General features: G+C 39.5%; 13 protein-coding genes and 1 pseudogene. 6 read left to right on the top strand and 8 right to left on the bottom strand.

Going from position 1 to position 11,820, the window contains the following annotated elements; all coding sequences use genetic code 11:
• Nucleotides 1-7: 7 nt before the first annotated feature.
• The 3 genes from MN869_RS00790 to MN869_RS00800 all read right to left on the bottom strand — a co-directional run bounded on the left by MN869_RS00790 (nt 8) and on the right by MN869_RS00800 (nt 2,857).
• A complete protein-coding gene (locus MN869_RS00790) occupies nt 8-610 on the bottom strand; it encodes a LysE family transporter (protein WP_005315656.1) in 603 nt (200 codons plus the stop codon).
• Nucleotides 611-759: 149 nt separating this feature from the next.
• Nucleotides 760-1,851, bottom strand: coding sequence for a 3-deoxy-7-phosphoheptulonate synthase (locus tag MN869_RS00795; RefSeq protein WP_004653380.1), 1,092 nt, complete (start codon nt 1,849-1,851; stop codon nt 760-762).
• Between the two features lie 118 nt (nt 1,852-1,969).
• A complete protein-coding gene (locus MN869_RS00800) occupies nt 1,970-2,857 on the bottom strand; it encodes a sulfite exporter TauE/SafE family protein (protein ID WP_033133097.1) in 888 nt (295 codons plus the stop codon).
• Nucleotides 2,858-3,073: 216 nt separating this feature from the next.
• Between MN869_RS00800 and MN869_RS00805 the strand changes: the two are divergent.
• From MN869_RS00805 to MN869_RS00815, 3 genes and pseudogenes are all read left to right on the top strand, one after another.
• Nucleotides 3,074-3,447: pseudogene (locus MN869_RS00805) on the top strand (hypothetical protein).
• Between the two features lie 35 nt (nt 3,448-3,482).
• The gene (locus MN869_RS00810) at nt 3,483-3,674 is read left to right on the top strand and encodes a hypothetical protein (RefSeq protein WP_005188714.1); all 192 of its coding nucleotides are present in this window, start codon (nt 3,483-3,485) and stop codon (nt 3,672-3,674) included.
• Between the two features lie 412 nt (nt 3,675-4,086).
• Nucleotides 4,087-4,476 carry a hypothetical protein gene (locus MN869_RS00815; protein ID WP_033133098.1) on the top strand — a complete coding sequence of 130 codons (390 nt, stop codon included), beginning with the start codon at nt 4,087-4,089 and terminating at the stop codon, nt 4,474-4,476.
• Between the two features lie 48 nt (nt 4,477-4,524).
• Here MN869_RS00815 and MN869_RS00820 read toward each other — a convergent pair whose 3' ends face one another.
• Genes MN869_RS00820 through MN869_RS00830 form a run of 3 tightly spaced genes read right to left on the bottom strand, consistent with a single transcriptional unit; the run spans nt 4,525 to nt 6,649 of the window.
• Nucleotides 4,525-4,797, bottom strand: a complete 273-nt coding sequence (locus tag MN869_RS00820; protein WP_033133099.1) for a hypothetical protein — start codon at nt 4,795-4,797, stop codon at nt 4,525-4,527.
• The gene (locus MN869_RS00825; protein ID WP_033133100.1) at nt 4,794-6,353 is read right to left on the bottom strand and encodes a PepSY-associated TM helix domain-containing protein; all 1,560 of its coding nucleotides are present in this window, start codon (nt 6,351-6,353) and stop codon (nt 4,794-4,796) included. The genes MN869_RS00820 and MN869_RS00825 overlap by 4 nt, the downstream gene beginning before the upstream one ends.
• Before the next feature lie 2 nt (nt 6,354-6,355).
• Nucleotides 6,356-6,649: a hypothetical protein gene (locus MN869_RS00830; RefSeq protein ID WP_033133101.1), complete on the bottom strand. Its 294-nt coding sequence runs from the start codon at nt 6,647-6,649 to the stop codon at nt 6,356-6,358.
• A 248-nt stretch (nt 6,650-6,897) separates the two neighbouring features.
• On the opposite strand from MN869_RS00830, the gene lpxB reads away from it, so the two are divergent.
• Nucleotides 6,898-8,076, top strand: a complete 1,179-nt coding sequence (lpxB, locus tag MN869_RS00835; RefSeq protein WP_162180563.1) for a lipid-A-disaccharide synthase — start codon at nt 6,898-6,900, stop codon at nt 8,074-8,076.
• 43 nt (nt 8,077-8,119) lie between these two features.
• Here the strand turns inward: lpxB and MN869_RS00840 are convergent, their stop codons facing one another.
• Complete coding sequence (locus MN869_RS00840) at nt 8,120-8,989, bottom strand: DUF2797 domain-containing protein (RefSeq protein ID WP_004653389.1); 870 nt, start codon at nt 8,987-8,989, stop codon at nt 8,120-8,122.
• A gap of 37 nt (nt 8,990-9,026) precedes the next feature.
• Between MN869_RS00840 and MN869_RS00845 the strand changes: the two genes are divergently transcribed.
• Both MN869_RS00845 and MN869_RS00850 read left to right on the top strand, forming a co-directional pair.
• On the top strand, nt 9,027-9,488 hold the full coding sequence (locus MN869_RS00845; protein WP_016540206.1) for a DUF6231 family protein: 462 nt from the start codon (nt 9,027-9,029) through the stop codon (nt 9,486-9,488).
• Between the two features lie 118 nt (nt 9,489-9,606).
• Nucleotides 9,607-10,221, top strand: coding sequence for a YidB family protein (locus MN869_RS00850; RefSeq protein WP_004653391.1), 615 nt, complete (start codon nt 9,607-9,609; stop codon nt 10,219-10,221).
• A gap of 62 nt (nt 10,222-10,283) precedes the next feature.
• Here MN869_RS00850 and MN869_RS00855 read toward each other — a convergent pair whose 3' ends face one another.
• Entirely contained in the window at nt 10,284-11,795 is a 1,512-nt protein-coding gene (locus tag MN869_RS00855) for a cytosine permease (RefSeq protein WP_033133103.1), read from the bottom strand.
• Nucleotides 11,796-11,820 lie beyond the last annotated feature (25 nt).

Here is an 11,820-nt window from a genome sequence, read left to right on the forward strand (position 1 = left end):
AAAAGCTTTAAATAAGATGCATACCTTTTAAGAAATCACTCAACATAAATAGACCTGAAATAATTAAAAAGATACCCAGTATTTTATTTAGATGATTGAGCCAAATTGGATTACTCAATTTTTTGCCAATTACTGTTCCAGCAAATGAATAAAGCAACGGAGCACCCGCTGCACCGAGAGAAATGAGTAATGAAACAATCAGAATCAAGCTACCAGTGATATGTGCTGCAGGGTACATAATGGTGGTCACAGGTAAAATCACCAAAATCGCTTTCGGATTCAAGCTTTGAATCCAGAAACCATTCCAAAAGCTGAGGCTTTTGTATAGGGTTTGATCTGTTTTTAATTCGGTATGCGCTGTCATCATTTTATAGGCGATATAAAAGGTATAAAGCGCCCCGATCAAGGCAATAAAATGCAAATACGCATGGGGAATCAGTGCCGCACCTGCATAACCAAATACAACAAATAGCATCAGCATGGAGCAGCCCACACCTGCAAAAAAGCCTAATGTTCTGGAGAATTGTCCTGTTAGCCCAGCATTTAATCCCATAAAGTTCACTGGACCTGGGCTGTACATCACACTTAAGGTATAAAGAAAAATTTCCATGACCAACCTAAATGAATCAATAACAAAGGATGATCAAAATAGGGCAAAGTACTATGGGCTGTATTGTACGTTTGTGCAAGCTAGCCGAATTGACGAACAAAAAAAACAGGCTCATAAGAGCCTGTTTTCATCGCAGTTAAAAGATCGAATTAACGTGTTGGTAAGACGTCTTTCAATGCTTCATGCATTTCGAGTAATGCTTTTTCTGTGGTTTCCCAATCGATACAGCCATCAGTCACTGACTTACCGTATTCAAGATCGCATAGATTTTCAGGAATATCCTGACGACCACCTTTTAAGTGACTCTCTACCATGATCCCAACGATTGATTTGTTACCATCAAGGATTTGTTCCGTGATGTTTTTCAAAACCAAAGGTTGTAAGTACGGGTCTTTGTTTGAGTTGGCATGACTAGTATCAATCATGATCTTGTTGCTTACTTTAGCTTTTGCCAAAGCTGCTTCCGCTTCAGCAACTGAAGTTGCATCATAGTTAGGTTTGCCATTACCACCCCGTAATACCACGTGTGCATAAGGGTTGCCTTTGGTATTGATAATCGCAACTTGACCATTTTCATTCAGGCCCAAGAAGCTGTGACCATGTTTAACTGATTGCATCGCATTGGTCGCAACAGTTAAGCCGCCATCTGTACCGTTTTTGAAGCCAACAGGAGATGATAAGCCAGAAGACATTTCACGGTGAGTTTGGCTTTCCGTGGTACGTGCACCAATCGCAGACCATGAAATCAAGTCTTGGTAGTATTGTGGTGAGTTTGGATCAAGTGCTTCAGTTGCACATGGCAAACCTTTTTCATTCAAATCAATTAGTAATCCACGACCGATATGCAAACCTTTTTCAATATTGAAAGAGTCGTTCATGTCAGGGTCGTTGATTAAACCTTTCCAACCAACTGTGGTACGTGGTTTTTCAAAATAAACACGCATCACCAAATATAAGGTGTCTTTTACTTTTTCGCTGAGAACCTTGAGGCGATCAGCATATTCATGTGCAGCTTTAGGATCGTGAATCGAACAAGGGCCAATCACCACAAACAAGCGTTTGTCGTTGCCATCTAAAATGTTACGTACAGTTGCACGTCCTTGTAACACAGTTTGAGAAGCAGCATCAGATAAAGGGAGGTCAGCTTTCAGTTCTGCTGGGGTAATCAAAGTTTGAATGCTTTTAATATTAACGTCGTCGATATCTGGCTGAGAAACTGGATTTGACTGTAGAGTATTCATTGCTGTCACAAATTCAATCGAAAGAAAAGGTTATTTTGTCTACGAATATAGCATGAAATGCCGATTGATTAACTAGCGAAAAGCATAATTTATGTAGAAATAATCGGCATTACAACGCTTAAACAGTTGTTGTTACGTGCTTTGTTTGCTGAACCACAACTGCTTGATGTGTTTCAACTGGCTTTGGTTTCGCCTTAATTGGGTTCACCATGAAGTTCACACCCAAAGCAAATAGGGTAATGCCTAGAATTTTACGGATTAGTCGTTCTGGCATACGTGAGCTGATGAGTGTACCGACAATAATGGCTGGAATTGAACCCACCAATAACCACATTAACAGGGTAAAGTCGACATTACCTGAGGACATATGACTTAGACCAGCAACTGCTGTCAGTAATACCGCATGTACCACGTCTGAACCAATGATACGGATCATAGGAAGGTTCGGGAACATAAGCACTAAGGCCATGATACCGAAAGCACCTGCACCCACAGAAGACAAGGTTACAAAGATACCGAGCACAATACCCATAATCACAATGTAATGACGTTTGTGTTGCAATGCATGCTGTTCACTTTCCATATCCGCTTGTTCACGGTTACGGAATTTGTCAAAGAACTTTTCAATTTGCGCACGGAACACAATTGAGATACCGGTCAAGGTCAGCATAAAGCCCAAAACCATGGTCAATACCGCTTTATAATGGGTGGACTGACTGAGATAATGTTCAAGTACCCAAGAGGTTGCAAAAGAGGCTGGAATACTGCCTAACGCGAGCCAGAGTACAATTGGCCAGACAATATTTAGTTTTTTGGCATGAACCACTGAACCACAGAATTTTGAGATTGAGGCATAAAGTAGATCAGTACCAATGGCAATATGCGGTTCGATCTTAAATAGACTGATCAGGATTGGGGTCATCAATGAGCCGCCACCGACACCTGTGATACCGACACAGAAGCCAACCAATACCCCAGCCATAATAAATTCTATAGGACCAAACATCGACAATATGCCTAATTATGCAAAAATCAGCATATCTTATGCTTTTTTTAGATAACTCGTTGTGATGAATAATGATTTGCTTATGCAAAAAAAAGCTAAAGAAAGCCAATTTTCTAGATTTTTAGATCATCTTTAGTCAGATCAGCTTGCTTTATGAACTGTGATTGGTTTATTTTGAGATTCATACACGGATTGTATGTTTGATCATTTCGCTCTATGTCTATCTTTATTCGAAGCCTCATTTCATTGCTGATTGCTATGTGTTTTATCACCAATAGCTATGCAATGGCTATGTCTATGAATGAAGTAAATCAACCTGTCGTAGAACAAGTCATGACAAATCACGATGCGATGTCTGATTGTAGAATGTCTATGATGACGAAGCATGACCGTATGGACAGTGGCAAAATGGATACATCACACTGTCAAAAGAGTCTGTGCTGTGTTGCTGCAACTTTTGAACACAGCCATCATTCCATTGAGCGAAGCATACAATCAATTAAAACAGCAAATTCAGCTTATTTAGATCAACTGACTTTAGGGATCTATCAGTTACCTTATCGCCCCCAAATCATGTTCTGTTTTTATAAATTCAAATTTCTTTTTTTATTTCAAGGACATGATGATGTTTAATATTAAAACCGTATTGCTTTCAACACTCTTATTGGCCACGACTGTACCTGCTTTTGCTGCGAGTGATTGCTGTAAGGAAAAAGAGGCTGCTAATAAAAAAGAGTGCTGTGAAAAAAAGATGAAATGTTGTGATGACAAGGACAAAACGGCTGCTCAGGAAGATCATAGCCATCACGGGCATTAATTTCTAAGTAATCAAGCTATCCTTGGCAGAAGCTAAGGGTAGCTGTTGTGAAAAATATAAAGAAAGTGATTAAGTTTTTTAGTCTGTGTTTATCGTGTAGGTCTAGAAAAATAAAACTAATACATATAAGAACTTAATTGTTAACGGATAATGCCAAAAAATAAAATGGAAAATGTAGATTAATTTAGGATTATTTAATCAATTTTTTGTTTTGTATGAATATATTTAAAGATAAGTCGTTTTTTCAAAAGGTGCGAATCAATTAAATAAAATATAAAAATTGTTTTTATACATGACTAGACTAAAATTATTGAACAAAGGGAATGTCGCTTAGTTATTCATAATTCCTTAATAGGGCTTAGGTCACCGATATTAAGCAATCATACAATAAGTATATAAAGAGCGTTAATTTATGTATTTCCATCATCTATTTGAGATAGAAACAGATATTTTTAAAGGTGTGGCACCCCGTCCTGATGCGATTAATGAACTCATAGGAGGGGATGAATTCGCAGTTTGGCTGCGTGAAAGGTTAATTCTACAACAAATTTCCTGCAAAGATATTTATGCTGAAGATCATGGATGGGACTTTGTGCTTAACGTCGTTGGCAGAAGTTATCTCATCGTATGTTCTTGTGAGTTTGAAGATGAGGAACTTTCAACGGAGTGGCATTCTGTACAGATTGCACAAATTAAGGGCGAAATAATAGAAGCTGATCCAATTCTAGATTTGCTACGTAAGTTACTTATAGACGCATCTGAATTAACAGTATTAGCTGACGAGTCTATATCTCGACGTTAACTCGCATTAATGACATAGATAAAATTTAGCCTTTGAGACGCTGCATCTTTATTTCTTTGTAGGCTTCAGCTCATTCACTGATAACACCAACACAAAGGTCACGGGTGTGGCGAAGATCCACCAACTGATAAAGCCAATTGAACTGCCAAAGGTGAAGCAGAGTAAACTACCTGCAATCAAAAAGCAGATATAAGCTAAAACTCTCAACTGGGCTTTATAGCGAATGAAAACTTGTTGTTTGGCTTTACTGATTTGCTTGGCGCTACATTTATACAGCAACAACATCCCGATGAGGGTCAATACAAGGCTCAACAGAATCATGCGTTGACCTCCAGTTGTTTCGCTAACTTAGTTTTAATTTTTTGAACGGATTTCGCTTGAATCGGCTGGATATTTCTAAAAATAAACACAGCAAATAGGGCACAGATCAGCAGGAACAAATCAATTCGCAAGAATATCCAATAGCTGTGTAAATCAGTGATGAGCTGATGTTGAATCAAGTACACCAAGTTATAGACAGGTAGAATCAAAGCAATCAACCCGAAAATACAAATCTGTGATTTCCATAAATAGTGTTTTTTGGTCAATAAAGCGATGATAAAGCTCAGTCCCCATACGCTGAAAAAGGTATAAATTTCATAGTTGGGTGTGGTTTCAGTGATATGGACCAATCGATTGGCGAATAGATAGCCGAGCATTGCCATAGGAAGGCCGACAAAGGCTGCAACATTTAAACGATCCACCAAATAATAGCCAAAATGAAATTGATTCGATTTATTTTGAATCTGGCGTTTTAAGCTCCAGAGCAAGAGGCCAGACGCAATCATCAAACATCCCAAAATGCCTGAGCAAAAGAAAGCGAAGCGCAGTATCGGCTGTGCAAAAGTCGCCATATGTAGGCCATAAACACCCGCATTTAAGGTCGCAACAGTACTTTCATTTCGGGTATTAGCCAATACCTGACCTTGTCCATCAAAGGTGATTTGTGCCTGATTTAAGGTAATCGAACGATCTTCTAATTGCTTAAAGGTAATGATGGCTTGGTCTGTATTTGGTTTTTTGACCTCAATCGATGCTAAGGCTTGATCTCCCCATTGTTGTTTTACTTTTTCTAATAAGCTGCTCATGGGCAACATTTCTGCTTTTTTAGGTTCAGCTTGATGCGTTGTGCTTTTTTCAGTGGTTCTGATCTCAGTAAAATATTGAAATGGATTCTCTGGATAGAGTTTCTGCATGCCCCAAGGCAAGTACAGATAGAAGAAAATTGCCAATCCTGTAAAAGTAATGGTCAGGAAAAAGGGCAATGCCAGTACAGAGGAGACATTATGAAAATCTAACCAAGAACGCTGTGATTTAAAGGTTCTAAGGGTAAAGAAATCGGTAAAGATCTTCTTATGCGTGATAATCCCAGAGACCAAAGCAATCAGCATAATAAAGGCAGCGAGACAGGCGATTAGCCGTCCGACCATGATGGGAACACCATAGAGCTGAAAGTGGAAGTTATAAAAGAAATCTCCACCTTGGGTCGCTGAGAGTTTTAGCTCTTGCCCCGTATTGGCATCTAAACTACGGCTTTCATAGCCGCCGCTGGCTTGTTGCCAGTACATTTTGTTGACAGGTTCTTCATGATTGGCAATGTTGAGATACCAAGATTTGGCATCAGTCGCATTTTTAGCTAAATAATCCGTTGCTGTACGAATAGCAGTATCTTGATTAACTTGATATTGCGCCAGCTGTGGTTGCATCCATAGATTAATCTGATGTCGATAATAGGAGCTGGTACCCATTAAAAAAATGGCAAATAAAAGCCAGCCAAAAATTAAACCTGTCCACGCATGCAACCATGCCATTGATTGGCGAACGCCTTTATTTTGCATTTTTAATTTAAACCCACAGATAAGCCAAACAAAGCGCCTGTCAAAACCAGACTAGTCAAGCTGAGTTTCCACAGTGAATGTGCGCAAAAACTCAAAATGATAAAGGCTAGATAAAATAGAATTGAAATAAATGCCGCAAGATAGATTGCCTCTGCCTTGTCTAATAGATGGCTAAACAATGAACCGAGTCCAAGGCTCAAATACATCATGCACACATAGCCAACAACAAAACTCAGCACAAAGCGATAAAAAATGCTCAGTCGATAGACAAGCGAAATAGATGCAGATTTAGCCATAAAGGGTCTTGAAGCGAAAGAAGGGGGAAATGAATCACATATGGAAATGATTCTTGTTTATATTAAATCTTAGCGGAATCTCAATCAATTCTTCATTCATCGTAAATCTAGATTGTATTTTGAATAATAAATGTCATCTTAGATCAGAACTAATGTTCACCAATCATGAACAATTTGCGCGGTATAGGGTGATTCGATGTAAAATCATTCTGTTAGAATCATTTAAACATTTCTGTGGGGCGTGGGTCTTGTTAAAGCAAAAACTAAAAATTGGTATCGTGGTGGGAGAAGTTTCTGGAGATACTCTAGGAGTGAAACTCATGCGCAGTTTTCGCGAACAAGGCATCGATGCTGAATTTGAAGGGATTGGTGGTCCACAAATGATTGCTGAAGGATTTCACAGTTATTATCCGATGGAAATTCTTTCAGTGATGGGAATTGTTGAAGTCCTTAAAGATTTAAAAAAACTGTTTGCTGTGCGTGACGGTTTAGTTGAACGCTGGACAGAGCATCCCGTTGATATCTTTATTGGTATTGATGCACCCGATTTTAATTTACGCCTCTCTAAAACTATTAAAGAAAAACAGTTACCGATAAAAACCGTGCAATATGTCAGCCCATCGGTATGGGCATGGCGTCAAGGTCGTGTTCATGGCATTAAACGCAGTATCGATTTGGTTCTATGTTTATTTCCATTTGAAAAAACCTTTTATGAAAATTATGAGGTTGCCGCTGCCTTTGTTGGGCATCCATTGGCAAAGCAACTGCCGTTAAAAAATCCAATTACTGAAGCCAAGCATCAATTAGGCTTGTCTGCGCATAAAACCCATATTGCTTTATTACCAGGAAGTCGCCGTGGTGAAATTGAACGATTGTTACCACTGCTCACGGGTGCTGCTGAAATTCTTCATCGGAAGCATCCTGATCTGGAGTTTTTAATCCCTGCAATTAATGATGCACGCAAGCATCAGATTGAAAAGGGCATTCAAAATCTAGATACCAGCCTGAAATCTAAAATTCATGTTCTGGAAAATAGCGATGCCGAGTCAAAAATTGGCCGTATGGTGATGAATGCCAGTGATATTGTGGCTTTGGCTTCTGGTACCGCGACTCTTGAAGCAATGTTACTGCACCGTCCAATGGTGACTTTTTATAAATTGAACTGGCTGACCTATCTGATTGCGAAATTCATGGTCAAAATTCCATACTACTCATTGCCGAATATCATTGCAGGCAAGAAAGTAATTGAGGAACTGATTCAGGCCGATGCAACGCCTCAGCATTTAGCCACTGAAATCGAAAAATTAATGGATCATGAAACGGCGCATATTCAAATGATGCAACATTTGAGCATGCATAAACAGTTGATCTCGGGTAATACCGAAGATCCAGTACAAGCGATTCTCAATTGTTTAAATGCAGGCTAAATAAAAAAGGTGGCGATTAAGCCACCTTTTTTATGCATATGCTTCAGGCACGAAGGATTAGTTCGTAACCTGTATATTTACGGATATTGATCACACCAATATCGAATAATAAGTATTGGCCTTTGATTCCTTGCAACACACCGCGAATTTTTGGGGTTTTATCCAAATTCAGTGATTTAATCTTTTCAGGATAATGTTCAACGGGATAAATAAATTCACGTGGCGTTTCATCTTCCAAGAATTCCAAGCTTTCGTTAAATTCAAGGTTCTGATTGAATTCTTCACGGATGCTTTGAATTTTCGGAGCGAATTCTTCAAGAATTTGATCACGTTGTTCAAGCAGATTTAAAGGTTCAGCTTCACCTTTCAGCAATTTGCGCCAGTCGGTTTTATCTGCGATTTGTGTACCAATTAACGTTTCCAAATGCCCAGACAAACGACGTGAACCGACTTTCATAATCGGTAAAGCTTGCGTTGCCCCTTGATCTAACCAACGGGTTGGCATATTGACGATACGGGTAATCCCGATCTTTAAGGCACTTGAGTTGGCTAAATACACAATATGTGGCTGGAAACAAACATCATGTGCGAACTGGTCTTCACGACAGGTTCCCAAGTGATAATGGCAGGTTTCAGGTTTCATGATGCACAGGTCACATTCGGCCTTGGTTTTAAAACATTTAAAACAATGACCCTGCGAATAAGACTTCGGTGTTTTTGCGCCACAAGAGGTACAAAAGATATTGCCAGTCCATTCGATCTCAATTTCTTGACCTAAAACAAAAGGAAGGTCAGTTTCTGAACGATCTAATATAAATTTATATTCAACATTTGCCTTGCTTGTTGATTGATCAGTTACACTATGCGTTTTGAGCGCTGCATGCATTTTATGACAAATGCCTTGTAGTTCCATTAATAAACTCTCATCTTTTCAATCAAGGGTTGCAGTTATGGCTGAACAAAATGTCATCACTTCTATGCTAGACGATTTATCTCAAGAACAGCCCATTCATACTGCACTTTGTATAGGTCAGCAGATTGACCAAAATGCTTCAATTCAATGGCATTATTTTAGCGTAACTGACTTTTTAAGTCTGCCATTTACGCAGCGTTATGATTTAGGTTTTGTATTATTTGATACAGAAGAAATGCAAAACATCACCGAAACGCAAAAATCACAGCTGTTGGTGAAGTTACGTGACCTGATGGCCAAACGAATTGTCGTGGTCAGTAAACTGGGCGATGAAAAATTATTGCGTTCGCTTGGCTTTACTCAATTGATTGATAAAACCACACACGGCAGTGATTTTGCTTTATGGCAATTTAATATTTTGACTTATAAGCATGTACCTGACTGGTTTAACTCCAAGTTCTGGGCGAATCCTGAGAATTGGAATAAATTCCGCTGGTAAAATAATCAGGCTGGAAAGAGTTGCAAGTTCTTGCAAAATTTAACAATTTAACTTTGTTTTGTGCTTTCAAAGCAGCGTATGCTTTTTGGATAAATAATTCCAAAGGAAAGTTTAAGTCATGACTGATTTAACCAACATTGTTGAAATTTTAGCAAAGCAAGCTTTAGGCGGTCAGCAACAATCAGGCCAAGCGGGTGGTTTAGGTGGAATTTTAGGTTCTGTTTTAGGTCAACTTGGTGGGCAACAGCAAAATACCCAAAGCCAGCAAGGTGGCTTGGGTGGTATTTTGGGTTCAGTTTTAGGACAATTGGGTGGTGGAAATACTTCAACCCAAAGTAATGCAACTGGTGGTAATACCGCACAAACTTTATTGATTGCAGTTTTACCATTGGTGTTAGCTTGGATTCAAAAACAAGGCGGTTTACAAGGTGCATTGGATAAACTAAAAAATGCCGGTTTATCGAATCAAGTGCAAAGCTGGGTAGATCCACAGCAACAAAATGCACAAGATGTGCCAGAGCAAAATATTCAAAGTTTATTTGATGACCAAGATGTAGAACAAGTTGCACAACAAACTCAAGCACCGAAACAAGCGATTTATGGTGCAATTGCTTCAGTTTTACCGCAAGTGATTGATTCTTTAACACCGCAAGGTAGCAGTACCAATCCACAAGAAGCCAACCAAGATATTCAGCAAGTTTTGAATTTGGTGAGTGGCTTCCTTAAAAAGTAAAAAATCCGATGCGAAAAAGCCTGTTCTCTTGAGCAGGCTTTTTTCTAAGTTATATATCTACATCATTGCGATTCTGACAGCAATGATCTATTACATTGCTGCTTGGTCTTTTTCGCCCTAGATGTTGCTTTGTATACAGTACTTGGTTCAGGGAACAGTTTGAGCAGTGAAATATAAAGCAGTGCTGCGAGTGTAATACTGATCGGTAAACTCAGATCAAGACCGTTGAATAAATGTCCCCAAATACCAATGAACTGATCTGGTAAATGAACAAAGCATAAACCGATAAGCGCACTGGGTATCCATGCGATGATGCCACGCCAATTCCAACCATGATGAAACCAGTAAATGCCACCCTTTAGGCCATTTGCAAACACCTGTAAATCATCATTTTTATAGTAACCTTTCCGTGTGATAAATCCGATAATCATAATGATGATCCAAGGACTGGTACACACCACTATTAGAGTGGCAAAAGTCATGACGCTTTGAGTCAGATTCGCTGCAAAACGACCTAGAAAAATAAACAGGATGGACAATAGGCCAACCCAGATCGTGGCTTTAACACGTGTGAGTGATTTTGGAAAAAGACTCGACATGTCCAAACCCGTACCGTACAAGGCTGTAGTTCCAGTAGATAAACCACCAATCAGTGCAATTAAACACAATGGAATAAAGTACCAAGCTGGCGCAATTTGAATTAGTCCTGCGATGTAATTATTTTGTTCAATAAACACGGGAGCACTGCGAGCAACAATGCTGGCGGTGACTAGACCAAACAGAAAGGGAATTAAGGTTGCAAGCTGTGAAGCAAATACGGCTACCATGATTTTATGGGAGGCTGTTTCTTTCGGAATATAGCGCGACCAGCCACCAAGGAAAGTACCAAAGGAAATTGGGTTACTGAATGCAATCAAGGCTGCACCTGTGAAAGCTGCCCAAAATCCAGCTTGTCCGAGTTGAATTTGTCCTGCGTAAGTTGAATCAAATTGCTTGGAAAAAGCAAACAGACCTAAAAAGAATAATAGACTTGATGCAATCACGGCCACTCGGTTCACCAGTAGCATAAAGCGAAAGCCATAGATACAAATCGTAAGTACCAATAAGGCAAAGCCACTATAAACCAATCCATATAGCCAGTTACTTTGATAAGAACTGTCAAATAGACGTTGGGTTGCACCAATCAGTGCATCGCCAGAACTCCACACGGAGAGCGAAAAAAATGCGATGGCGGTAAGTAAGGATAAAAATGAGCCGACAACTCTGCCATGTACACCAAAATGAGCGCCAGAAGCCACGGCGTTGTTGGTTCCCGTACGTGCACCAAAAATTCCCATTGGCGCTAAGATACAGGCCCCCAAGATAACCCCACACAAGATTGCCCAGAATCCAGCTTGAAAAGAAAGACCAAAGACAATCGGGAAGCTACCTAAGACACAGGTCGAAAAGGTATTAGCACCACCAAAACTTAAACGAAATAGATCAAAAGGGCTTGCTGTACGGGCATGTGCAGGTATTTCTTCGATACCATAACTTTCGATTGTTGTAATCTGTTTAGAACGATCTCTATGCATAATGCGCTACTCTTAATATCCATTT

Origin of the sequence: Acinetobacter sp. NIPH1876, from assembly GCF_022808535.1 — a bacterium.
Lineage (GTDB): Bacteria > Pseudomonadota > Gammaproteobacteria > Pseudomonadales > Moraxellaceae > Acinetobacter > Acinetobacter higginsii.

What these genes read in the sequence shown, in the direction of transcription:
- MN869_RS00790 (WP_005315656.1), bottom strand. Translation starts at nt 610, where the DNA reads ATGGAAATTTTTCTTTATACCTTAAGTGTGATGTACAGCCCAGGTCCA.
- MN869_RS00795 (WP_004653380.1), bottom strand. Translation starts at nt 1,851, where the DNA reads ATGAATACTCTACAGTCAAATCCAGTTTCTCAGCCAGATATCGACGAC.
- MN869_RS00800 (WP_033133097.1), bottom strand. Translation starts at nt 2,857, where the DNA reads ATGTTTGGTCCTATAGAATTTATTATGGCTGGGGTATTGGTTGGCTTC.
- MN869_RS00810 (WP_005188714.1), top strand. Translation starts at nt 3,483, where the DNA reads ATGTTTAATATTAAAACCGTATTGCTTTCAACACTCTTATTGGCCACG.
- MN869_RS00815 (WP_033133098.1), top strand. Translation starts at nt 4,087, where the DNA reads ATGTATTTCCATCATCTATTTGAGATAGAAACAGATATTTTTAAAGGT.
- MN869_RS00820 (WP_033133099.1), bottom strand. Translation starts at nt 4,797, where the DNA reads ATGATTCTGTTGAGCCTTGTATTGACCCTCATCGGGATGTTGTTGCTG.
- MN869_RS00825 (WP_033133100.1), bottom strand. Translation starts at nt 6,353, where the DNA reads ATGCAAAATAAAGGCGTTCGCCAATCAATGGCATGGTTGCATGCGTGG.
- MN869_RS00830 (WP_033133101.1), bottom strand. Translation starts at nt 6,649, where the DNA reads ATGGCTAAATCTGCATCTATTTCGCTTGTCTATCGACTGAGCATTTTT.
- MN869_RS00840 (WP_004653389.1), bottom strand. Translation starts at nt 8,989, where the DNA reads ATGGAACTACAAGGCATTTGTCATAAAATGCATGCAGCGCTCAAAACG.
- MN869_RS00845 (WP_016540206.1), top strand. Translation starts at nt 9,027, where the DNA reads ATGGCTGAACAAAATGTCATCACTTCTATGCTAGACGATTTATCTCAA.
- MN869_RS00850 (WP_004653391.1), top strand. Translation starts at nt 9,607, where the DNA reads ATGACTGATTTAACCAACATTGTTGAAATTTTAGCAAAGCAAGCTTTA.
- MN869_RS00855 (WP_033133103.1), bottom strand. Translation starts at nt 11,795, where the DNA reads ATGCATAGAGATCGTTCTAAACAGATTACAACAATCGAAAGTTATGGT.